This window comes from Lactovum miscens (genome assembly GCF_014202895.1).
GTDB classification, from domain to species: domain Bacteria; phylum Bacillota; class Bacilli; order Lactobacillales; family Streptococcaceae; genus Lactovum; species Lactovum miscens.
On the sequence record NZ_JACHHV010000003.1, the window covers coordinates 72,546 to 96,551 of the forward strand.

Below are 24,006 nucleotides of genomic sequence, written 5' to 3' on the forward strand. Positions count from 1 at the left end.
TCCTTTCTATAGAAGAAACTTAATCGTTAGTTCAAACATTGGTGCATTTTTATTTAATAAATTTGTTTCTCATTAATTTCTTTTGACAGGGCATCTTTGATTTCGGTTAATGATAGGCTGACATCTTTATAAATAAAAAATTGTTATAAATCAAATAATCTGTCGATGCTATACACAAAATATTCCACATTGCAATGTGTATTGGAATAAATTTCCTATTCTGTCATAATATTCCAATGCTCTGCGAGTGAATCAAGCTGGCTTACTCACTTTATGCAAGGCCTTCTTTGGTGCACCATCAAAATATTTAGATAATTATAAATATAGCCTAAACTTGAGACCAAAACTATTGTGTAAAATTTGAATAAAATAAAACACCAATTAGAAGTTCATACTTAGTTCTTAATTGATGTTTTATTCTATTTAGGTAGATATTGATTAGTAATCACGTTTTAATAATTTTTGGGTTGCTTCAATCAAAATATTCTTGTTTGTACCATTAGGAAGGTGTGAAATATCTTTTAAAGCTTTACTTGTCAACCGCTCTGCTAATTTTAATGCATTCTCCAATGCACCAGTTTTCTTGACTAACTCAGCCAAATGATAAAGGTCCGTGAGTTTTAAAAAACTTGCTCGTTGCAAATAGGGAATAATCTTTTCGGGTGAATGATCTCGTGCCAATATCAATGGCAAAGTAAAGATACCCTGTTGAACATCGGATAGAATGGGCTTTTCATTCTTTAAATCCACTGAAAAATTTAAAATATCATCATAAATCTGAAACGCGAGTCCAACATTTCGCCCGATACGTCTGGCAAGCTTTTGACTTGATCTATTAAGACCACCGAAGTAGGCTCCTTGATAACAGCTCATGCACAATAACTCTGCGGTTTTTCCAGAAATTGCTCTCAGGTAGTCATAAATTTTAACATCTGTATTATATGCCAAATCTTTCTGAATAAGTTCACCCATAAGGACTTTTTTCATAGATTTAGCATTTTGGGATAAAAGTGCACTCCCATTCATTGTTTCGGTAAGTAACTCAAAATAAACGGTATAGACAAAATCACCTGCATAGACTGCTGTATCTTTTCCTAATTGTTTTTGTAATGTAGGTAGATTTCTTCTAGTTGGACTGTCATCTATAATATCATCATGGATAAGTGTGGCTAAGTGAAGGAGCTCTATGGAGCTTGCTATCTTAACCTTATCCTGAAGAGTAACAGTTTCGCCCATTCCAGCAAACAAGAAGAAGAGCGCAGGACGTACCATTTTTCCCCCTTGAGTTGAAAAATCTTGGAGTGCTGCTGAGATTTCGTTATTATTAATATATAGACGCGACTTCATCTCGCTCTGGACTTGTTCCAAGAGAGATTCAATTTCGCGAAATTCTTTCCAAAATTGGATCATGTGTCTCCTAACTATAAGCTTTATTTTAGCACATTGAAAGGCTCACTTAGGGCTTAAAGCTTTGTTTTTTTGATATGGAATAAGATGACTAGGATTTTATATAATTTAAGACGCTGAGACAAAATTAAACGGGTTAACATGCAAAAAAAAGTTGATATGATAAAATAGAAAATGTACTTTTAGGAGAATCATGAATTTTAAAATTTTTGCAGAACTTATTGAACTAAAGGCAAAAACAGCCTCTGTTTTTCCTTTCCTACTAGGGCTTGGTTATTCTTTGTATCACTATCACTCGGCCAATCCTATTCCTTTGATAATATATTTTGTTGCCATGTTCTTTTTTAATTGTTTTGTTGATATCTGGGATAATTACAATGACTACCATAAGGCGGTTGACACAGCAGACTATCAGAAAAATACTAACATCATTGGTCGCGAGAATATTGCAATGTGGTTGATTAAAACGCTTTTGGCATTCTTCTTTTTCACGAGTTTATTGCTTGGACTGATAGTTGCAATGATGACTGGCTGGACTGTCTTCTGGTTGGGGCTAATCTGTTACTTTGTTGGTGTCTTCTATGCAGCAGGACCCAGACCACTTTCGAGTCTTCCAGTAGGAGAGTTTTTATCAGGAATTACAATGGGGTTTTTAATCTTTTTAATTTGTGTCTATATAAATGCTCATGCAAGTTTTGTTTGGAATTCAATCACGATTATGGATGCCTTTTTAATTGCTTTGCCAAATAGCCTACTTATTGCAAATCTTATGTTAGCAAATAATACTTGTGATCTTGATGAAGATGAGAAAAATTATCGTTTTACAATAGTGCATTATATAGGAAAGAAAGCGGCGTTAAAATGGTGGATAACTTCTATTTTCATTAGTTTTATAGCGGTTGTGGCTGCCGTTTTATTAAAACTTTTACCGGTTGTTATGCTTATTATTTTGTTTATTATTCCTTTGATTTTGAAATTTTCCAAACCATACCTGAATGAACAAGTAAAAAAGAAAACATTTATTTCCTCGGTTAAAATACTTATGGTTTTTCAACTTACTCAAGTAATTTTATTATTTATAAGTCTATTGTTTTAATGAGTTGAATAATTTGCATGGATAAGTTGAGAAAATAAATATAATTTTATAATATGAAGCCTCTTTTTGAGGTTTTTTCCATTTATCTCTTGACAACATTTTAAAAATGATGTAATATTTAAAACATATTCAAATAGTCTGAATATTTCAAAATTGTTACACTTGGAGGAAAAAATGAAAAAATGGAAAAAAATCACATTGGTTGCTGGGACAACTTCTGTGGCTGCCTTAGCAATTCTAGGTTTTTCGGCTCATGCAGATGCTGCCACAAAAACGCCAACTATTGAGATCCCTGCAGATATCACAACTCTAGACCAATCGGTGGTAACTGATCAATATTCAAACACGGTTATTGGCAATACTCAAGAAGGTTTGGTGCGTGTTGATAAATCTGGTAAAGCCGCTCTCGCTTTGGCAAAATCAATTAAAGTCTCATCAGATGGCTTGACTTATACTATAAAGCTCCGAGATGGTCTAAAATGGTCGAATGGAGATCCTTTAACTGCTAAAGACTTTGTTTATTCATGGCAACGTGGGGTTGATCCAAAGACAGCATCTGAGTATGCTTATCTTATGGGATGTTTGAAGAATGCTAATGATATTAACTCTGGTAAAATCACTGATCTTTCACAACTTGGAGTTAAAGCGGACTCAAACACTCAACTAACAATCACCCTTGAGCAACCAACGCCATACTTTAAGTTCTTGCTTGCTCAAGCTATTTTTCTTCCAGAAAATAAATCAGTAGTTGAGAAGTATGGTAGCGAATATGGAACTTCAGCTGCAAAGATGGTTTATGATGGACCCTTTATGTTTAGCTCAAAAAAGCAATGGACAGGTTCTGAAAAGAGCTTCAGCGTTGTTAAAAATAAAAAATATTACGATGCAAAAAATGTTAAATCACCTGGAGTCAATTTTCAAGTTGTCAGCAATGGATCGACTGGAGCGTCTCTATTTAAATCCGGTAAACTTGATTTGACTTTCCTTAACACACCAACACTTGTTAAGGCGAATAAATCAAACAAAGCCTTTACCACATTTGTACAGGCCAGAACAGATTATCTTGAATATCAACAAAATGGTAAAGATAAAAACCTCACTAATCAAAAGTTTCGTGAAGCTTTAAATCTTGCGACTGATCGTCAGGGTATCATTAACGCAGCAACACCAGGTTCAAAACCTGCAACATCAATTTCACCAGCAGGTCTTGCCAAAGCCCCAAATGGAGAAGACTTTGCAACATTTGCTAAACAAGGTTATAAGTTTGATGCAAAAGCTGCTCAATCAGCATTTAAACAGGCCTTGTCAGAATTGGGAGAGACAAAGGCTTCAGTTGAAATTGAATATGCTAATGATTCAGCAGTTGCAACAGCAACAGCTACTTTCCTACAAAATTCATGGCAAAAAAATCTTCCAGGTTTAACAGTTACCTTGAAACAGGTACCATTTAAGCAACGTCTTCAGGATCAACAAAATGGTAACTTCGATGTTATTATCGCTGGCTGGGGAGGAGATTATGCTGAACCATCAACTTTCCTTCAAATGTTTTTGACTGGTGGCTCATATAACTCTGGTAAGTTCTCTTCAACAGAATACGATGCCGCTTATAAAGCAGCTTCAACCGTACCAGATGTTTTGAATAATACTAAGCTTTATAATGATTATAAAACAGCAGAAGCTGCACTGTTTAAAGGGAGCTATGTGAATCCAATTGATTATCAAGCAACTCCAGCGCTTGTAAGTTCAAATCTCAAAGGTTTGCAGTTCCATTCAACTGGTTTGAACTATGATTTGAAAGGCGTTTATCTTAAGTAATTGAAAAAATTGTCCCCATAAAAAACGGCCATGGCCGTTTTTTATTATTTACAAACATGAATTGTTGTTTATTTTCTGTCAATTACAAACAATAGATAAAAGAATACGTTTTCATAGCTTAAATAATGGTATTTTTGCTTGACAATTAAGTTTCGATTCAGTATACTATTAAACATAACAAAATATTCAGAAAATTCAAGGATATTTGTTAATTTCATACTTTTACAACAGAGAGGATGTTATTTATGAAAAATTGGAAAAAAATTGCCTTGGGAGCTGCGTCACTATCAGGGGCTATTCTAGTAGGACTTGGTGTTAGCACACAGTCTTCAGCTGTTACATCTGCAAGAAATCCTAGTTTGACTGTTCCCGCAGCAATTCAAACTCTTGACCAATCATTGGTAACAGATTCGTATTCAAACATTGTTATTGGCAATACAGAGTCTGGTTTGGTTCGTACAATCAACAATAAGCCGGTACTTGATCTAGCTAAATCAATTGATGTCTCATCAGACGGTTTGACTTATACAATCACACTTCGTGATGGTTTGAAATGGTCAAATGGAGATGCTTTAACAGCCAAAGATTTTGTTTATTCATGGCAACGCGCGGTAGATCCAAAGACTGCATCCGAATATGAGTACATGATGACTTATGTTAAAAATGCTGATGAAATTAACTCAGGTAAAATCACAGATCTTTCTCAATTAGGTATCAAGGCTGATTCAGATACTAAATTGACAGTAACATTAAAATCTCCAGCTTCATTCTTTAAGCAAGTTCTTGCACTTTCAGTTTACTTCCCTGAAGATCAAAAAGTTGTTGAGCAATATGGCAAAGAGTATGCTACTTCATCTGACAAAACAGTTTACTCTGGACCATTTATGTTCAAGCAAGGACAAAAGAATGGTTGGAGTGGTTCAAATAAGACTTACGACCTTGTAAAGAACCCTGGTTATTGGAATGCCAAAAATGTTATTGCCAAAGGAATTAACCTTCAAGTTGTAACTGATGCAACACAAAGTTGGAACCTTTACAAAACAGGTAAGATTGATGCAACTTCTATTGCATCACCAGCGCTTTATAAAGCTCATAAAAAGGATAAGGGGGTTGTAAATGTTCCATTGTCTGAAAACCACTATCTTGAATTTAACCAATCAGGTAAAGGAACTAGTTCTGATATTGCATCTAAAGCCCTCCAAAATATTAACATTCGTAAAGCCATTATTTTGGCAACGAACCGTCAAGGCTTAATTAATGCTGTAACACCAGTTAACAAAGTTGCTTATTCATTTACACCAATTAATTCAGGACTAGCACCTAATGGCAAAGATTTCTCTGTTGTGGCTAAACAATCTATTTACAAGTATGATACGACTCAAGCTAAAAAATACTGGAAACAAGGGCTTCAAGAACTTGGTGTTTCCAAACTTAATTTAAGTCTTGAAATTGACAGTGATTCAGCAACAGGTAAAGATTCAGCGAGCTTCTTAAAGAAGAACTTTGAAGCAGATCTTCCAGGTTTAACTGTTACTCTTAAGCTAGTACCTTTTGCACAACGTCTTCAAGATTCAACAAATGGGAACTTTGACATTGTTGGCACCCTTTGGGGAGCTGACTACCAAGAGCCTTCAACTTATCTGAACCTGTTTGTAGCAGGATCACAACAGAATAATGGTAAGTTTGTCAATGCTGATTTCCAAGCTGCTATGGATAAAGCTGCAGGGCAGGATGCAACAAATCCAACTAAACAATACGATGATTACAAAGCGGCTGAAAAAGCTCTTGCTGATAAAGCAAATGTAGACCCAATCGAAATGTATGCAGGTGCGTCAGAACAAAATGCGAAACTTAAAGGACTCGTTCGTAACGCTGTAGGTACAACACTTGACTTCAGTAAAACTTACATTTCTAAGTAAAGACTAAAAATGAATTGTTGAAAAGTGAGAGCCCATCACTCTCACTTTTTGGCATGATGGAGAATAATTTATGCGATTTAGTAAATACATATTGAAAAGATTGGGCTGGTTAATTTTGACGTTGTTCATTATTATGACCATCACCTTCTTCTTGATGCAGGTCATGCCTGGGTCTCCTTTCAACAATCCAAAACTTGGACCTGATCAAGTGGCCCAATTATTACATACTTATGGCCTTGATAAACCACTTATCCAACAATATTTTATTTATTTGAAGAATTTTTTTACTGGTGACTTTGGAACTTCATTTAGCCAAAAGAATCAGCCGGTTGCAGCGATGATTCTGCAGCGTCTTCCGGTTTCAGCAGAGCTTGGGCTTCAGGCTATGCTTATTGGATTGGTAATTGGTATTCCGATGGGTGTTGGCTCAGCACGGCATCGTAATGGATTCTTGGACGGATTTTTGGGCTTCATATCAACATTGTTAATTTCTGTTCCCTCGTTTGTAATGGCAATGTTCCTTCTTTTTATCTTTGGTTATTCTACAAATTTATTACCGATTATTGGATGGGATGGGATGTTTAGTGCCACATCATGGATGCCTGCTATTGCACTTTCCTTTGGAGTTATTGGTACCGTAGTTCGTTTTGTCCGTGCAGAAATGGTTGAATCACTCAATTCTGATTATATTCAATTAGCTCGTGCTAAAGGTTTATCAGACAATGAAGTGGTTTATGGACATGCTTTACGTAATTCGTTGATTCCAGTTTTGACTCTAATTGGTCCAATGTTTGCGGGTCTTTTGACAGGTTCTATGTTGATTGAAAATATATTCTCGATTCCAGGTATTGGTCAACAATTTGTCACAGCTATCTCGGCCAAAGACTTTCCTGTTATCATGGCGACAACAATTATTTATGCAATTATGCTTATGGGTTTCATTTTGATCTTCGATATTATTATTGCGATCGTCGACCCACGTGTCCGGTTGGACTAAGGAGGAGAATATGGAAAATATTGAAAGAAAATTCGTCCTCGTTGGCGAAAAAGGTTCTGATTCTAATGAACACATTTCAAAACCAGCCTTGTCCTTTTTACAAGATGCCTGGCGTCGGTTGAGGCTAAATAAAGTTGCAGTTGTCTCAATGATCTTCTTGATACTCGTTCTCTTGTTTTCAATTGGCTCATCTTTTGTCGTAACGCAAAACAAGGCAAATAACTTTGACTCAAATAAAACGACTGTTTATGGCAATTTGCCACCTAAACTTGGAAACATTGGTATTCCTGGCTGGAATGGTGTGTTCCAACAACCAGGAGCATCATCAGCTATTGATATGTATAAAGATCAAGGAGTACCCAAAAAAACAACTTACATCGCAGGTACAGATCAATTTGGACGATCAATGGCGCTTAGGGTTATTTATGGACTGAGAGTCTCTTTGATTGTTGCTTTTGCGGCTGCTTTTCTAGACTTAGTAATTGGTGTGGCTTATGGTCTCATCTCAGGCTGGTTTGGTGGACGAGTGGATATGGTAATGCAACGTATTATTGAAATAATAAGCTGTATTCCTGACCTTGTCATTGTAACTATGCTTGCTCTCTTGTTGGGGCAAGGAATTTTACCAATAATTTTGGCAATGGCTCTGTTCTCATGGACAGGCATGGCACGTCAAGTCCGCTCACAAGTCTTAACCTTTAAGAGTCGCGATTTTGTCTTGGCTGCCCAAACTTTGGGGGAATCAACCTTTAAAATCATGATAAAGCACTTGGTACCTAATATCTCTGGTATTATCATTGTTAATGTTATGATGTCCATTCCTAGCAAGATAATGTATGAAGCGATTTTGTCTGCCATTGGTTTAGGGATAAAGGCCCCAACGGCCTCACTCGGAACTTTAATTAATGATGCTTTGCCTAACTTGCAATTTTATCCATGGCAGTTGGCCATCCCAGCTGTTGTATTGTCACTCTTATCACTTGCTTTCATCCTTTTTGGAGATGGACTTCGTGATGCCTTTGACCCTAGAGCTTCGGAGGATTAATGATGTCAGAAAATAATGTAGAAAATATTCTAGAAGTAAAAAATCTCCACGTTAATTTTCACACCTATGCCGGTGAAGTAAATGCGATTCGTGGTGTCAGTTTTGACCTTAAAAAAGGTGAAACACTTGCAATTGTCGGTGAATCAGGTTCTGGGAAGTCAGTTACAACAAAGACTTTGATGGGCTTGAATGCAAAAAATGCTAATATTCCAGAGGGAGAGCTCCTTTTCAAAGGAACTGATCTTTTGAAAAAGACTGAGAAAGAGTGGCAAGCTTTGCGTGGAAATGAAATTTCAATGATTTTTCAGGACCCAATGACTTCCCTTGATCCAACGATGAAAATTGGAAATCAAATTGCTGAACCGATTCGTAAACATAAAAAAGTAGGCCGAAAGGAATCTTTAAAGCGTGCCCTTGAACTTATGGTCATGGTTGGAATCCCGGATCCAGAGATACATATCAATGATTATCCTCATCAATGGTCGGGAGGGATGCGTCAACGTGCGGTTATAGCAATTGCCTTGGCAGGAGATCCAGAACTGCTTATTGCCGATGAGCCAACAACCGCTCTAGATGTGACAATTCAAGCTCAAATAATGCATCTGATGGCAGAATTGCAACGTGAGATTAATTCATCAATTATCTTCATTACCCACGATTTAGGTGTGGTTGCTGGATTTGCCCAGAAGGTAGCTGTTATGTATGCGGGAGAAATTGTGGAGTATGGGACAGTAGAAGAAGTCTTTTACAATCCACAACACCCATACACTTGGGGACTTTTGGATTCGATGCCTACGGTTGAGACAGCTTCAGATCGTTTAGTTTCAATCCCTGGTACTCCTCCAGATTTACTTTTTCCACCAAAAGGTGATGCTTTTGCTTCAAGAAATAAGTATGCTCTGGAGATTGATTCAGAAGAGGAACCTCCATTCTTTGAAGTCTCCCCAACTCACTATGCAAAAACTTGGTTACTAGACCCTCGTGCGCCCAAGGTTGATCCGTCTGATAATATCAAGGCTCGCTGGGCGAAATGGGAAGCAATGCAATCGGGTGGTTTTGAATCAGTAATGAAGGAAGGAGGCGTTTATTAATGGCAACATCCGAAAAAGTTCTCGTTGAACTTAAAAATTTAAATTTGACATTTAACAAAGGACGCAAGAATGCGAACAAGGCGATTAATAACGTTTCTTTTCAGATTCATGAGGGTGAAACTTTTGGCCTTGTTGGTGAGTCAGGTTCCGGTAAGACCACAATTGGTCGTGCAATTCTAAAACTTTACGATCGTGATATTGAGTCTGGAGAAATTCTTTTTGATGGAAAAGATGTTCAAAAGATCAAAGGTCAAGAATTGAAGGATTTCCGTTCTAAGGCGCAAATGATTTTTCAAGATCCACAAGCTTCACTTAATGGGCGTATGAAAATTAAAGATATTATTGCCGAAGGGCTTGATGTAAATCATCTGGTTTCAAGTCCAGAAGAACGAGATGCAAGAGTACTTGAATTGCTTCGCCTAGTTGGTTTGAATGATGATCATATGACACGTTATCCACATGAGTTCTCAGGTGGACAACGTCAACGTATTGGTATTGCCCGTGCATTGGCAATGAAACCAAGATTTATCGTGGCAGATGAGCCTATCTCAGCCTTGGATGTGTCAATCCAAGCTCAGGTTGTTAATCTCTTGAAAGATATCCAAGATAAAGAGAATCTAACCTATCTATTCATTGCGCATGATTTGTCAATGGTGAAGTATATTTCTGACCGTATTGGTGTTATGCATTGGGGGAAAATCTTGGAGGTGGGCAACTCAGAAGCAGTTTACAACCATCCTATTCATCCTTATACCAAGTCTCTTTTAAGTTCTATTCCAGCTCCAGATCCAATCTCTGAGCGCCAGCGTACACCAATTGTCTATAATCCGGAAATAGAGCAAGATGGGCAAGTACGTGAGATGCGAGAAATCGTATCTGATCATTTTGTCTTCTCAACTGAATCAGAAGCTTTAGAGTATAAAAAAACAACTACTCTTTAAATTTTTAAATCAATAAAGGTCGCATTAATGCGGCCTTTATTATATACTTTTGAATAAGATAAAAAGCTAAAATTCTCTAAGTGATATGCTATAATTGACTCTATGAGTTTACAAGAAGAAATAAAAATCCGCCGTACATTCGCAATTATTAGCCATCCGGATGCGGGAAAAACAACAATTACTGAGCAATTGCTAAAATTTGGTGGTGCTATTCGTGAAGCTGGAACAGTTAAGGCACGTAAAAGTGGCAATTTTGCTAAATCTGATTGGATGGACATTGAAAAAGAACGGGGCATTTCAGTCACATCATCAGTCATGCAGTTCGATTATGCGGGAAAACGTGTTAATATCTTGGATACGCCAGGGCATGAGGATTTTTCTGAAGACACTTACCGTACACTTATGGCAGTTGATGCAGCTGTAATGGTTATTGATTCTGCGAAAGGTATTGAAACCCAGACTAAGAAACTCTTTCAAGTAGTGAAGCATCGCCATATCCCAGTCTTTACTTTTATTAATAAACTTGACCGCGATGGGCTTGAACCTTTGGATTTACTTTCAGAGCTAGAAGATATTCTGGGGATTTCTTCAGTACCAATGAACTGGCCGATTGGTATGGGAAAGAACTTTCAAGGCCTTTACGATTTTGATAATGAGCGTATTGAAGTTTATCAACCAGCAGATGGTGAGCGGTATGTTCCATTCTCAGAAGTTGGTGGTCACACTCTTTCAAAAAATCCCTTTTACGAACAAGCGGTTGAAGATGCAGAACTACTTAGAGATGCAGGAAATGAATTTGATAAAAAAGCAGTTTTAGCGGGAGAACTCACTCCAGTTTTCTTTGGGTCTGCTCTGACAAGCTTTGGTGTTCAAACTTTCCTTGAAACTTTTTTGAAGTTTGCTCCAGAACCGGGAAAACACAAGACGATTGATGATGTTGAGATTGATCCAATGAATCCAGATTTCTCTGGTTTTGTTTTCAAAATCCAAGCAAATATGGATCCGAAACATCGTGATCGTATCGCTTTTGTAAGAATCGTTTCAGGAAAATTTGAACGCGGTATGAGCGTGAACTTACTTCGTACAGGAAAACAGGTTAAACTATCGAATGTTACTCAATTCATGGCTGATACCCGTGAAAATGTTCAAAATGCTGTAGCCGGAGATATTATTGGTGTCTATGATACTGGAACTTACCAAGTTGGCGATACGCTTGCAACTGGAAAATTGAAAACAGCTTTTGAACCCTTGCCGACCTTCACTCCAGAAATTTTTGTAAAGGTTTCTGCAAGAAACGTCATGAAGCAAAAATCATTCCAAAAAGGAATTGAGCAATTGGTACAAGAAGGAGCGGTTCAACTTTACCGCACTTACACGACGAATGAAATATTGCTCGGTGCAGTTGGCCAACTGCAATTTGAAGTATTTAAAGACCGCATGGAGCGTGAATACAACGCAGAGATCATTATGACACCTCTAGGGAATAAGACAGTACGTTGGATTAATCCAGCAGAACTTGATGAAAAAATGTCAAGCTCACGTAACATTCTAGCTCGTGACAGATTTGATCACCCTCTTTTCTTATTTGAAAATGATTTTGCAATGCGTTGGTTTATAGATAAGTACCCGGATGTTAGGCTCTTTACTGAATTCAATGTATAAAGAAATGAGCCTTAAAAAGAAAATATGTAAGTTTCAGAACTATTTAGAAAATTTTCAGAAAAAGTATGTTATAATGTAGATACTTCAAGCGGGGAGGAACTCTCCGTTTTTGTAATGGAACAAGTGAAAAGCTTTTTAGCAGGCTCTCGAGCGCTGCCGATTAATTTATTAGATTTAATTTGAAATGAATTTTTTGAAATTGTAACTTTTTAAGGCTTTTTGTGCGTTCTATATCTGTAGTGAGCTTTCGAGCAAACTATTTCAAAAATATAGAAAGTGCAAGAGTTTTTTCTTGCAAAGGAACACAAATTGACAACATTTAAAGAACTTGGGCTCTCGGAAGAGATCGTCAAAACCCTCACTGAAATTGGCTATGTTGAGCCAACTGCTATTCAAGCAGAAACAATTCCACTCGTACTTCAAGGACATGATGTAATTGGACTTGCACAAACTGGCACTGGAAAAACAGCTGCTTTTGGTCTTCCAACCATTGAAAAAATTGACCCAGAAGCTGGTCTCCAGGCATTAATAATTGCTCCGACTCGTGAATTAGCCATGCAAAATCAAGAAGAGATTTTTAGGTTTGGTAAATCTAAGCATTTGAAAGTGCGTATCGTCTATGGTGGTTCATCTATTGAACGTCAAATTCGTGATCTTAAGGCTGGTGCACAAATCGTTGTTGGAACACCTGGTCGTATCGTTGACTTAATGAAGCGAAAGGCATTGCGCCTTGAAACTGTCAAGACTTTGATCCTTGATGAGGCAGACAACATGCTTGATATGGGTTTCTTACCAGATATTGAATACATTATTGGTTCAACTCCTTCTGAATCTCGTCAAACTTTGCTCTTTTCAGCTACAATGCCAGATGCTATTCGTAAGATTGGCGTGAAGTTCATGCATCAACCAAAAGAAGTTAAAGTTAAAACTTCTGAATTGACGGCCGATAATATTGAACAATTTTACATCAAGACGAAAGAATTTGAAAAATTTGATGTTCTCTGTCGTTTGATTGACGTACAAAAACCTGAATTGGCGATTATTTTTGGTCGAACAAAGCGTCGTGTTGATCAATTGACACGTGGCTTGAAAATTCGTGGTTACCGTGCTGAAGGTATTCATGGCGACTTAGACCAAAACAAACGTATGAGCGTTTTACGTGATTTTAAAGCTGGACATCTTGACATTCTTGTGGCAACAGATGTTGCTGCTCGTGGCCTTGATATTTCAGGTGTCACACATATTTTTAATTACGATATTACTCAAGATCAAGAAAGCTATGTTCATCGTATCGGTCGTACTGGTCGTGCTGGTAAGTCAGGAATTTCAATTACATTTGTGTCTTATAACGAAATGGGCTATCTCCGTGCTATTGAAAATCTGACGAAGCACGAGATGACAGGGATGAAACCACCTACAAAAGAGGAAGCATATGCTTCTAGCTTGGTAGATGCAAAGAATTCTGTGAAACGTGATTTGACAGATAATGATTTTCAAGGCAAGTTGAAGAAGTTCTCATCAGATGTAGATACACTTCTTGAAGAGTTTAGTGCGCATGAGTTGGTTGCCCTTCTCTTACGGGGACGCGTAAACGATCCAGATACCATGGAAAAGGTAGACATTGCACCTGAGAAACCATTGCCTGCTAATGGTGGAGATCGTTCCTTTAAATCTGGCAATCGAGGTGGAAAAAGTGGTCCCCATGGAAACCGTAATCGTCGTGATGGTGATCGTGGTGGCAGAAGTGATAATCGTGAACGCCATGAAGCCGGAGGATCAGGATCACGTGGTGGATATAATCGTGATGAACGTCGTGGTCATGATGAAGAACATCGTGATGGATATCGAGGCAAGAGTGATCGCAAGGATCGTGGCTACAGTGTTGACAAAAAGAATGAAGGCAAGCGTGATTTTAGTAAAAAGCCTAACAACAAAATTAAACAACCTGGTGGAAAATCAGGCTTTGTAATGAGAGAACGTGAAGCTTAACTTTTATAAAGATCGTACCTAATGGGACGATCTTTTTATATTATATAAAAAATTGAAATAGTAATTTTTGCTATAATAAGACCATGACAAGAATTGCTGAAGTTATTGTGGATGTCCCATTGTTGCAGACAGATAAGCCCTTTTCGTATCTGGTTCCTTCTGAATTTTCGGACATGATTTCGCCTGGCATGCGAGTTCATGTTCCATTTGGTCGAGGAGGTCGACTGGTTCAGGGAATTGTTACAAGAGTGATTAATTCTTTAGCTGAGGCAGATGACTATTCTCAAAATTTGAATGAATTAAAAGAAATTTCAGAATTACTCGATGTTGAAGCTGTTTTGTCTGAGGAACAATTAGCTTTGGCTGACGAAATGCGACACAAGGTTTTTTCTTACAAAATTTCGATTTTTAAAGCAATGTTACCAAATCTTTTAAATTCAAAATATGATAAACTTTTAACCAAGGAAAATGGTGAGAGTATACGCTGGTCGACCTTAAATACAAAAGAACAGTTGATTGCTATGAAAGATTTTCATTCTGGAAATGGAGCAATAACATATGTTGCAGAATCTAAAGAACATCGTAAGACAGAAAAGTTTGTTGTTCCGAATTGGGAAGCCTTAGAAGTTTATGAGCCTACTAAGAGTTCTAAGAAAAGAATTGAGTTTCGTAAAATTCTATTAGAAACAGATAAAAAGCTTCCATTTGCTGAAGCCGTAGCCATGGCCTCACGACCAATTGTTAATTTATTTGCTGAGAATGGACTAATCAAAATTGAAGAAGTTGAAGTATCAAGAACAACCAATTTCTTTTCTGATATTTCTTCAGACCGTGCCAAGTCATTGAATAACGAGCAACAGGAAGCTTTTAATCAAATTTTACGAGCCGATTCAGAAAAAACTTTTCTTCTTGAAGGGGTAACAGGCTCGGGGAAAACAGAAATCTATTTACAGATTATTGCTGAAGCTTTGAAAATTGGAAAGACATCAATTGTGCTAGTTCCAGAAATATCTTTAACTTCCCAGATTGCTAAACGTTTTATTGCACGCTTTGGAGAAAAAGTTGCACTTTTACATTCTCGGTTATCCGAAGGTGAACGTTACGATGAGTGGCGTCGGGTAAAATCTGGAGAAGCAAAGATTGTAGTAGGTACTCGTTCAGCAATTTTTGCACCATTACAAAACATTGGCGTAATCATTATGGATGAAGAACATGATGGATCGTACAAACAAGAATCAAATCCTCGTTATCAAGCGAAAGATATTGTACTCTGGCGAGGAAAATTTCATCATGCTAAAGTGATCCTAGGTTCTGCAACACCAAGTCTTGAAAGCAGGGCACGTGCTGAGCGAGGAATCTATCAACTTTTGAAGCTTGAACATCGGGCTAACCCGAAAGCTCAACTTGCAGAAATTAAAATTATTGATATGCGGCAAAATTTGAGCGATCAATCTGCTAATTTCTCACATGCACTATTAGAAAAAATTTCTGAAAAATTAATAAAACATGAACAAATTGTTCTTTTATTAAATCGCCGGGGCTATAGTAGCTTTGTGATGTGTCGAGATTGTGGTTTTGTTGTAAAGTGTCCCAACTGTGATGTTGCTTTAACCTTACACATGGATACAAGAACTCTAAATTGCCACTATTGTGGACATCGTGAAGTAATTCCTCAGGTCTGCCCGAACTGTCAATCAAGAAAAATTGGTTATTATGGTTCTGGCACTCAAAAAATTGAAGAAGAACTGAATAATTTACTGCCAGATGTAAAAATTTTGCGTATGGATGTGGATACTACCTCAAGAAAAGGTGCACATGAAAAGATACTTAAAGCTTTTGGAAACGGGAAAGCAGATATTCTTTTGGGAACACAGATGATTGCAAAAGGCCTCGATTTTCCAAATGTTACATTGGTTGGAGTTATCAATGCCGATACAAGCTTAAATTTGCCTGATTTTCGATCTTCTGAGCGTACCTTCCAGTTATTAACGCAGGTGGCAGGACGGTCTGGTCGTGCTGAAAAGCACGGGGAGGTTCTAATTCAAACCTTTAATCCTGAACATTATGCGATACAATTATCACAACGCCAAGACTATGAAGCTTTTTATGCCACTGAAATGAATTTTAGACGAGCTTTGGCCTACCCGCCCTATTGGTACACGGTCTTAATTGTTGTCTCTCATAAAGAAGAGGAAGAGGTAGTCAAAAGGTCGTATGAAATTGCAACAATGTTACAAAGAAATTTGACCGAGAAAGCTAAGATACTTGGTCCCCTGGCTCAGCCAGTCGCACGAACTCATCAGCTTTATCATTATCAGATCATAGTTAGATTCCGTTTTGAAGAACGATTGGAAGATACACTAAATCAACTACTAGATTGGACTCAATTAGTTGAAAATAGGGATTTGCGAGTAATTATAGATTTTGACCCGATGAACTTTGTATAAACATAATTATTAAAGGTGAAAATTGGAATATGAGCAAAAGTTTTGAGAAATGTGAAATTTCGAATATAAGATTTTCTGATTGATGATTTTCGTTTTTTTCTCGATTACCTGTTTTTTACTATTTAGATTGGAACAATTTTGGTAATAAGAAAATTTAAATTGATGTGCTTTTTTTAAAAAGATATTGTCTTCCAGTCTAGCAAGCAATTACATTAAATATCTGGATGCATTCCACAATTATAATATAAATGGAACTATGGAATGTTTGGCTGTACACTGTTTATTATAAGCTTCCATCACTTTTTATATCATTGATGATGAAGTTTTCAGAAAACATAAAATTATTGGGAGATTTAATTGCATTAACAGAGGAAACTCTCTCATTTTTAACAAATAGACATTATAGGAGATTCAATTATGATTACAAAAATTATTCCTTGCCTCTGGTTTGACGAATGTGCTGAACAAGCTATGAATTATTATCTTTCTGTATTTCCAAATTCAGAGATCACTCATATCGAACGTTATCCGGATGAATCCTTGAATGAACATTTTGTTGGGAAGGCTGGCAAAGTTATTTCCGGAGAGTTTGTACTGGACGGGGTGAAATTTAGATGCTTGGATGGAGGACCAGTCTTCAAAATGAATGAAGCGATTAGTTTCACAATTGATTGTAAGGATCAATCTGAAATAGACTATTATTGGGAAAAGCTGAGCTATTTTACTGAGTTAGAACAATGTGGTTGGTGTAAGGATCAGTTTGGGATGACTTGGCAAATCTTACCTCATAATATGGGAGAACTGCTAGCTAATGGAGGTAACAAGGCAATACAAGTTATGATGCAGCAACAAAAAATTATCATATCTGATATAGAAAATGCCAAATAATAGAGATCGTGCTTTAATTGCTCTCTTATTAATTTTATTTTTTAAACAAAAATGCCACCTAATTTACTTTTAAAATCAATGTTTTTTCTTCGGATTGCTTTATTTACTGTAATTTTAATAGAGTTCTTTGCATGTAGGACATTTTATCAAATTATAGTAAGTCTATAATCATTTAAGTGGTAGGTTGCATTGGATATGATGTAGGTTAACTAAAAGGCGATAAAATAGCCAAAGAGTTTTATAGGAAGCAAGAAATTTTGGTTCATAACAAATTTTGTAAACATTATTTTAAATAATGAGAAATTGAGTACAAGAATGAGGGCAAAACTAGGAAATGATATAGTTGAAATTTGGAAGATTACAGATGAAATAGTGACTGATGCTTGGGTCAAGGAAGCGTTTGAAACACATAAAGTTTTTTGGGATGATGAAATGGGAGGGCTTCCACTGTTAGCAACTTTTTTCATGAAAGAAGAAAATATAAAGAAAATCAATAAGTTAGTTGAGAGAAAACGGCCCCGTCATTTTCTAATGCTTAATGCTAGTGATTCAAATGGAAGTTTTTTTGGTGGAAATTTAAAAGCCTCCATTGGAGATTATCTTTACAGAAGGGGGGGAACTTACCAGTTTTGTTCTGAAAAAGCATTTCACCGAGATTTCACATTATTATAGAGTTTTAACCTTGCAAATGAAACTCTATTTTAGATAAAAACGGAAGTATAAATGTGAGATAAAATGACAACATAAATCGAGAAAGAGCTGAAAAATGATTTTCAGACCACATCGAATTGAAAAAAACGTGGCTAAAAGAAATGTTGTTCTTAAAATAAATTTATTTGTTAAACAAATTTTAAAGTATTTTTATGAGTTTGGGAAAGACCAACATTATATTGACCAAGTGAGAAATTAATGATTTTTATCTAAGCATGAATTTTACACTTTATAAGTTACTTGAAGAATTGCAAAGCAACTTTTTTGCATGTTTTTCTATCTATACTTATAAGAGATTTGCCAGATTAGCTTCATCAAAAATTATAAATTGGATTACTGGTATGTCATCAAGTATTATTAAGTTGAAGTTGAGGTTATTCCTAGAATTTTTTTTTACTATTTAAAAAAACTATAAAAGCGCATGATTGGACTTTTTTTAATATTTCATATAGTTTCAGATTTCTTATATATTGTTTTATTGATTATTTCTGTATAATTAGCCCATGACAATAAAAATTATTTTTATGGGAACAATTGATTTTTCTGCAACAGTTCTAGCAGGTTTATTGACTGACGGGCGTTATGAGGTTCTGGCAGTCTGCACTCAACCTGACCGTAAGATTGGACGTAAACAAATTTTAACTTCAACTCCCGTTAAAGAATTAGCTCTTAAATATGAAATTCCAGTTTATCAACCTGAGAAACTTTCAAGATCAGAAGAAATGACCGAAATGATGAGATTGGGTGCTGAAGGAATCGTGACAGCTGCTTTTGGACAATTTCTACCTAGTAAACTATTGGATTCTGTGAAATTTGCAGTTAATGTGCATGGCTCTCTATTGCCGTGGGGCCGTGGGGGAGCACCTATTCAGCGAGCAATTATGGCTGGTCATAAAGAAATTGGTGTGACAATTATTGAAATGGTTAAGGCGATGGATGCGGGACGAATGTTGGGGCAAAAGTCTATACCTGTTTTAGATAATGATAATGCAGGAAGTATGTTTGAAAAGCTTGCAATAGTTGGACGTGATTTGCTTCTTGAAGTTTTGCCAAACTATCTGTCTGGTGACTTGATTCCCGAAGTCCAAGATGAAAATCAAGTTGTCATCACACCCAATATTGCGCCAGAAGAGGAGATTATTGACTGGACGAAATCAGCGACTGAAATTTTAAATCTGGTTCGTGGACTGGCTCCTGCACCTGGTGCGTACACTCTGCTCAATGGTCAACGTTTTAAAATTTATGATGCCAGTGTAGTAGAAGGAAAAGGAGCGCCTGGTGAACTAGTAGATAAGACAAAGACATCCGTAAAAATCGGAACTGGAAAAGGATTACTTGAACTCAAAAAAGTTCAGCCTTTTGGAAAAACTCAGATGTCTGTGATAGACTATCTTAATGGCGTGGGCCGGGAACTTAAAGTAGGTGATAAATTTGGCAAATAACATAAGTAATTTAGAAGAAAAAATAGAAAATCCACATTTACAATTCAATGCAAGACGTATTGCACTCGAGGTATTGACTGAAGTCTTTGTCAAAGATGCCTATGCAAATATTGCTCTGGACAATCTTTTGGAAGAATCTCAATTATCAGAGGTTGACCGAAATTTTGTGACTGCTCTAGTTTATGGAACGATTAGCAGAAAACTTTTACTTGAACACTACTTGGATGAATTCTTTCATGGAAAGACTAAAGCTTGGGTAAAACTCCTTTTGCAGTTGACGATTTATCAAATTATCTTTATGGATAGAGTTCCAACCTCAGCTGCAGTAGATGAGGCTGTAAAGCTGGCAAAACAACAAGGTGGACAAACAACAGCTAATTTTGTTAATGCAGTTCTTCGGAATTTTAGTCGTGCAAAAATTGAAGAGAACCCCCCAAAAGATTTTGGAACAAAATATTCAATCCCTGATTTTATTGTTCAAAAGTTGATTGGCCAATATGGTAAAGAGAAAGCTGTTAAGATTTTTGAAAGTATCAATGAACCAAGTCATGTGGGTTTGCGAGTCATTGATCCACAAGCCAGAAATTCTGTGACTCTTCAGGATTGTATTCCATCAGAACTTTCACCAGTTGGTCTTGTTGCAAAATCAGGTAATTTTGCATCAACAAAGGATTTTCGAGAAGGAAAAATCACAATTCAAGATGAAAGTAGTCAACTAGTGGCTCAGGTTTTGGATGCCGGGGCTGACGACTTGGTACTTGATGCCTGCGCGGCTCCTGGTGGCAAAACCTGTCATATTGCGTCGTATCTAACGGGTAATGGTCGTGTAATTGCAGCTGATGTCTATGACCATAAACTTCGGCTAATACAGCATAACGCCAAACGTCTACATGTTTTAGATAAGATAGAACCTGTCAAGCTTGACTCAAGAAAAGTATCTGATAAGTACTCAGCAGAAACATTTGATAAAATATTGGTAGATGCGCCTTGCTCAGGCCTTGGATTGATGCGTCGGAAGCCAGACATTCGTTACCGTAAGGGTGCAGGGGATTTCGCAAACCTTCAAGAAATCCAACTTTCTATTTTGTCATCATGTGCAGAAAGCCTAAAGAAAAATGGTATAATGGTCTACAGTACCTGTACTTTGGCTAATGAGGAAAATTTTGAAGTCATTCAAAAATTTCTTGTCAGTCACCCAGATTTTGAACAAGTTGAAATTAAACATGAAAAGTCTGATATCGTGAAAGATGGTTGCATTTTGATAACACCTGAGCAATATCATACAGATGGCTTTTTCATAGGAAAATTAAGAAAGAAATAAGTATTTAGAACAAATGGAATATCAAATTCTCTCAGATATTGGTGCACGTCGTAAATCAAATCAAGATTATGCTGGCACATTTTTAAATCAAAAAGGCGAGCGACTTTTTTTATTAGCTGATGGCATGGGAGGACATCGTTCAGGTGATGTGGCTTCTAAACTAGCTGTGGAGGATATCGGCGCCGTTTGGGAACAAACAGCTTTCGAAGGGAATGTTGAGATTGAAATAGTTGAAGCGTGGATGCGTCGTCAAGTCTTGGTCGAAAACGAAAATATCTCTAATCTTGGAAAGCTTGATGATTATAAGGGGATGGGAACGACCCTTGAGATGCTTTTTATTGGAAGAGGGCATGTCATTCTGGGACACATTGGTGATTCCAAAAGTTTTTTAATTCGTAATCATCAAATTGTTCCTTTGACTCGCGATCATTCTCTTGTTCAGGAACTTTTAGAGGCCGGTCAAATCAGTGCTGAAGAAGCTCAAACTCATCCTCAAAAAAATATTATTACTCGAAGCCTCGGACAAAATAAAGAAGCAATTCCAGATACCGAAAGTTTCACCTATGCAACGGGGGATTATTTGCTCATTAATTCTGACGGCTTAACAAATATGCTAACAAGTGAAGAAATTCTTGAAATTATTAATTCAGGGGATGAACTTTCTCGTAAAGCTAGTAATTTGATTGACCAAGCAAATGTAAATGGTGGACTCGATAATATCACAGTTATACTGATAAAATTCGACGGAGGTGATCTGCGATGATACAAGTAGGCCGCCTTTTTGCGGATCGATATCAAATAATTAGAGAAATAGGTCGTGGTGGCATGGCCAATGTTTATCTTGCTACCGATAATTTTCTTGATAACCGTTCAGTAGCGGTTAAAGTTTTGCGGCCTAATTTTGAAAATGATGCACTGGCGATTGCGCGTTTTCAGCGAGAAGCATATGCTATGTCAGAATTAGCTCACCCTAATATTGTCGGCATTTTAGACGTTGGTGATTATGAAGGCCAACAATTTATTGTTATGGAATATGTTGAAGGCATCACACTTAAGCAATATATAAAGCGAAATGCACCTTTAGGTAATTCTGACGCGGTGGAAAAAGCTTCAGGTGTTCTATCAGCTATGGCCGTCGCACATAATCGTGGAATTATTCATCGAGATATCAAACCTCAAAATATTTTGATTTCAACGACAGATGAAGTGAAAGTTACCGATTTTGGAATTGCTAAAGCTTTAGGTGAAACTTCATTAACTCAGACAAATTCAATGTTTGGTTCTGTTCATTACTTGTCTCCCGAACAGGCTCGTGGGGCAAATGCTACTATTCAATCAGACATTTATGCCATAGGTATCATTCTCTATGAAATGTTGACTGGCCGTGTGCCATATGATGGAGACTCTGCGGTTTCAATTGCCTTGAAACATTTTCAGGAACAATTACCTTCGATTATTAATCAAAATAATCAAGTACCACAAGCTCTTGAGAACGTTGTGATTCGTGCAACTGCAAAAAATATCAAGTATCGTTATGTTTCTGCTATCGAAATGATGTCAGATCTTGAGAACTCACTTTCACTTGATCGACGTGGCGAGAAAAAGATTATTCTTCCAAAAGATGATATTGGCTCAGTTACTAGACAACCAGTCATGATTTCTGATACACAAGAGCTTATTCGTCAAGTTAGTAATTCATCAAAGCCAGTAGCAGAAGCTCGGCCAAAGACTAACAATAAGCCGATAGGTCGCCCAAACCGTCCAAACAAAACAGAAGTCGTTTCTCAAAATGCGAGCGAACCAAAGAAAAAACGATTTGGATTAGTCATTGCAATTGTATTAGTATTTTTAGCGTTAGCTGCTGGAGGTGCACTAACGTATGCTCTGCTTAATTCAGGCTCGAACACAGTGTTGGTACCGAGTGTGGCAGGGCAAAGTCAGGTGTCAGCTCAGAATAGTATTGAGGCAGCCGGACTTAAAATAGGTCAAGTTCATGAAGAAAATTCTGACTCAGTCGCATCGGGTCTGGTAATCAAGACAGATCCTAATGGGGATAGCTCGGTTTCTAGAAATAGTAAGGTAGATCTCTATGTCTCAAAGGGAGTCGGAAATATTTCCGTGCCAGACGTGACCAATCAAAGTCAGGCAACTGCAGAGAATTTATTGAAGTCTGCAGGTTTTACAAACATCAAAGTAGTTAATGATAACAGTGATAAAGTTGATTCTGGGAATGTGATTTCGACAGATCCAGCTGCTGGGTCAAGCATTGCAAAGAATTCGGCAATTACTCTCCATGTTTCTTCCGGAGCTGCTAAAGTTACTATGCCTAATGTTGTAGGATTGTCTTTAAGTGATGCTCAGGCTAAATTAGCTGCATCAGGATTTACTAATGTAACAATTAATAACCCAACGACAACTCAGGACTCCACAAAAGATAATCAAGTCTATTCAGCAAGTTTGGCCACTAATTCAATAGTTGACCCAACGACGCTTATTGCTCTAAGTTACTATCAATACATTGCTCCTGTACAACCAAGTAGTTCATCAAATCAATCAAGCTCATCTCATTCAACTAGTTCATCTAGTTCAGGTTCAAATTGAAAAACTTTCAATCTTTACACAATTACCACTTAAACGGGTGGTCTTTAATGGATGTCCGCTAATATTAGAGAGTATTTCTTGTAAATTTTGGGATACTATGTTAAACTATCAAAGTAGTTTTTACAACCTGATCTTGGTTTTACGCTGCCAACGTTCTACTCAGTTTAGGCAATAAATAGTAAGGAGAAACTAAAATGGCAATCTCAAAAGAGAAAAAAAATGAAATCATCGCTGAATACGCCCGTAAAGAAGGTGATACTGGTTCACCCGAAGTTCAAGTAGCTGTACTCACGTGGGAAATCAATCACTTGAATGACCACATTAAAATTCATAAAAAAGATCACGCAACTTATCGTGGACTTATGAAGAAGATTGGTCGTCGCCGTAACTTGCTTGCATATCTTCGCAATAAGGATATTGCTCGTTACCGTGAATTGATTGCAAAGCTTGGTCTTCGTCGTTAATTGAAAGTAGGAACCTCTATTCAGAGGTTTTTTTATTTAAAAAACCAAATATGCTTTAAATTTAAAAATATTTCAATAAGTGTAAAATAATTGGCGGTAGCTCAAAAGAGCGATCGCTTTTTGATTTCAGAAAAAGGACAAAAAGAAAAAGAACCTTTAAAATTGAGTTT

The 24,006-nt window shown here is 37.0% G+C and carries 18 protein-coding genes; 17 read left to right on the forward strand and 1 reads right to left on the reverse strand.

What is annotated here, in order from left to right; genetic code table 11:
* Nucleotides 1-438: 438 nt before the first annotated feature.
* Nucleotides 439-1,410 carry a polyprenyl synthetase family protein gene (locus HNQ37_RS01580; protein ID WP_183538649.1) on the reverse strand — a complete coding sequence of 324 codons (972 nt, stop codon included), beginning with the start codon at nt 1,408-1,410 and terminating at the stop codon, nt 439-441.
* Nucleotides 1,411-1,600: 190 nt separating this feature from the next.
* Here HNQ37_RS01580 and HNQ37_RS01585 point away from each other — a divergent pair, with 190 nt between their 5' ends.
* From HNQ37_RS01585 to rpsO, 17 genes are all read left to right on the forward strand, one after another.
* The gene (locus HNQ37_RS01585; protein ID WP_183538651.1) at nt 1,601-2,503 is read left to right on the forward strand and encodes a prenyltransferase; all 903 of its coding nucleotides are present in this window, start codon (nt 1,601-1,603) and stop codon (nt 2,501-2,503) included.
* 174 nt (nt 2,504-2,677) lie between these two features.
* Nucleotides 2,678-4,318, forward strand: coding sequence for a peptide ABC transporter substrate-binding protein (locus HNQ37_RS01590; protein WP_183538653.1), 1,641 nt, complete (start codon nt 2,678-2,680; stop codon nt 4,316-4,318).
* A gap of 245 nt (nt 4,319-4,563) precedes the next feature.
* On the forward strand, nt 4,564-6,237 hold the full coding sequence (locus HNQ37_RS01595) for a peptide ABC transporter substrate-binding protein (RefSeq protein ID WP_183538655.1): 1,674 nt from the start codon (nt 4,564-4,566) through the stop codon (nt 6,235-6,237).
* A gap of 70 nt (nt 6,238-6,307) precedes the next feature.
* Entirely contained in the window at nt 6,308-7,234 is a 927-nt protein-coding gene (locus tag HNQ37_RS01600) for an ABC transporter permease (protein WP_183538657.1), read from the forward strand.
* 10 nt (nt 7,235-7,244) lie between these two features.
* Nucleotides 7,245-8,279, forward strand: a complete 1,035-nt coding sequence (locus HNQ37_RS01605) for an ABC transporter permease (protein WP_183538659.1) — start codon at nt 7,245-7,247, stop codon at nt 8,277-8,279.
* Between the two features lie 2 nt (nt 8,280-8,281).
* Nucleotides 8,282-9,370, forward strand: a complete 1,089-nt coding sequence (locus tag HNQ37_RS01610) for an ABC transporter ATP-binding protein (protein WP_183538692.1) — start codon at nt 8,282-8,284, stop codon at nt 9,368-9,370.
* The gene (locus tag HNQ37_RS01615; protein ID WP_183538661.1) at nt 9,370-10,311 is read left to right on the forward strand and encodes an ABC transporter ATP-binding protein; all 942 of its coding nucleotides are present in this window, start codon (nt 9,370-9,372) and stop codon (nt 10,309-10,311) included. The genes HNQ37_RS01610 and HNQ37_RS01615 overlap by 1 nt, the downstream gene beginning before the upstream one ends.
* Before the next feature lie 102 nt (nt 10,312-10,413).
* Nucleotides 10,414-11,973, forward strand: coding sequence for a peptide chain release factor 3 (locus HNQ37_RS01620; RefSeq protein WP_183538664.1), 1,560 nt, complete (start codon nt 10,414-10,416; stop codon nt 11,971-11,973).
* 309 nt (nt 11,974-12,282) lie between these two features.
* Complete coding sequence (cshA, locus tag HNQ37_RS01625) at nt 12,283-13,962, forward strand: degradosome RNA helicase CshA (protein ID WP_183538666.1); 1,680 nt, start codon at nt 12,283-12,285, stop codon at nt 13,960-13,962.
* An 83-nt stretch (nt 13,963-14,045) separates the two neighbouring features.
* A complete protein-coding gene (priA, locus tag HNQ37_RS01630; protein ID WP_183538668.1) occupies nt 14,046-16,409 on the forward strand; it encodes a primosomal protein N' in 2,364 nt (787 codons plus the stop codon).
* A 417-nt stretch (nt 16,410-16,826) separates the two neighbouring features.
* Nucleotides 16,827-17,297, forward strand: coding sequence for a VOC family protein (locus HNQ37_RS01635; protein ID WP_183538670.1), 471 nt, complete (start codon nt 16,827-16,829; stop codon nt 17,295-17,297).
* 315 nt (nt 17,298-17,612) lie between these two features.
* Nucleotides 17,613-17,969, forward strand: coding sequence for a hypothetical protein (locus tag HNQ37_RS01640; RefSeq protein WP_183538672.1), 357 nt, complete (start codon nt 17,613-17,615; stop codon nt 17,967-17,969).
* Nucleotides 17,970-18,511: 542 nt separating this feature from the next.
* A complete protein-coding gene (gene fmt, locus HNQ37_RS01645; RefSeq protein WP_183538674.1) occupies nt 18,512-19,450 on the forward strand; it encodes a methionyl-tRNA formyltransferase in 939 nt (312 codons plus the stop codon).
* Nucleotides 19,440-20,771, forward strand: coding sequence for a 16S rRNA (cytosine(967)-C(5))-methyltransferase RsmB (gene rsmB, locus HNQ37_RS01650; RefSeq protein ID WP_221288986.1), 1,332 nt, complete (start codon nt 19,440-19,442; stop codon nt 20,769-20,771). Before fmt ends, rsmB begins: the two co-directional genes overlap by 11 nt.
* A gap of 13 nt (nt 20,772-20,784) precedes the next feature.
* Nucleotides 20,785-21,534 carry a Stp1/IreP family PP2C-type Ser/Thr phosphatase gene (locus tag HNQ37_RS01655; RefSeq protein ID WP_183538677.1) on the forward strand — a complete coding sequence of 250 codons (750 nt, stop codon included), beginning with the start codon at nt 20,785-20,787 and terminating at the stop codon, nt 21,532-21,534.
* Nucleotides 21,531-23,372: a Stk1 family PASTA domain-containing Ser/Thr kinase gene (gene pknB, locus HNQ37_RS01660; RefSeq protein WP_183538679.1), complete on the forward strand. Its 1,842-nt coding sequence runs from the start codon at nt 21,531-21,533 to the stop codon at nt 23,370-23,372. Before HNQ37_RS01655 ends, pknB begins: the two co-directional genes overlap by 4 nt.
* Nucleotides 23,373-23,566: 194 nt before the next feature.
* The gene (gene rpsO, locus HNQ37_RS01665; RefSeq protein ID WP_183538681.1) at nt 23,567-23,836 is read left to right on the forward strand and encodes a 30S ribosomal protein S15; all 270 of its coding nucleotides are present in this window, start codon (nt 23,567-23,569) and stop codon (nt 23,834-23,836) included.
* Nucleotides 23,837-24,006 lie beyond the last annotated feature (170 nt).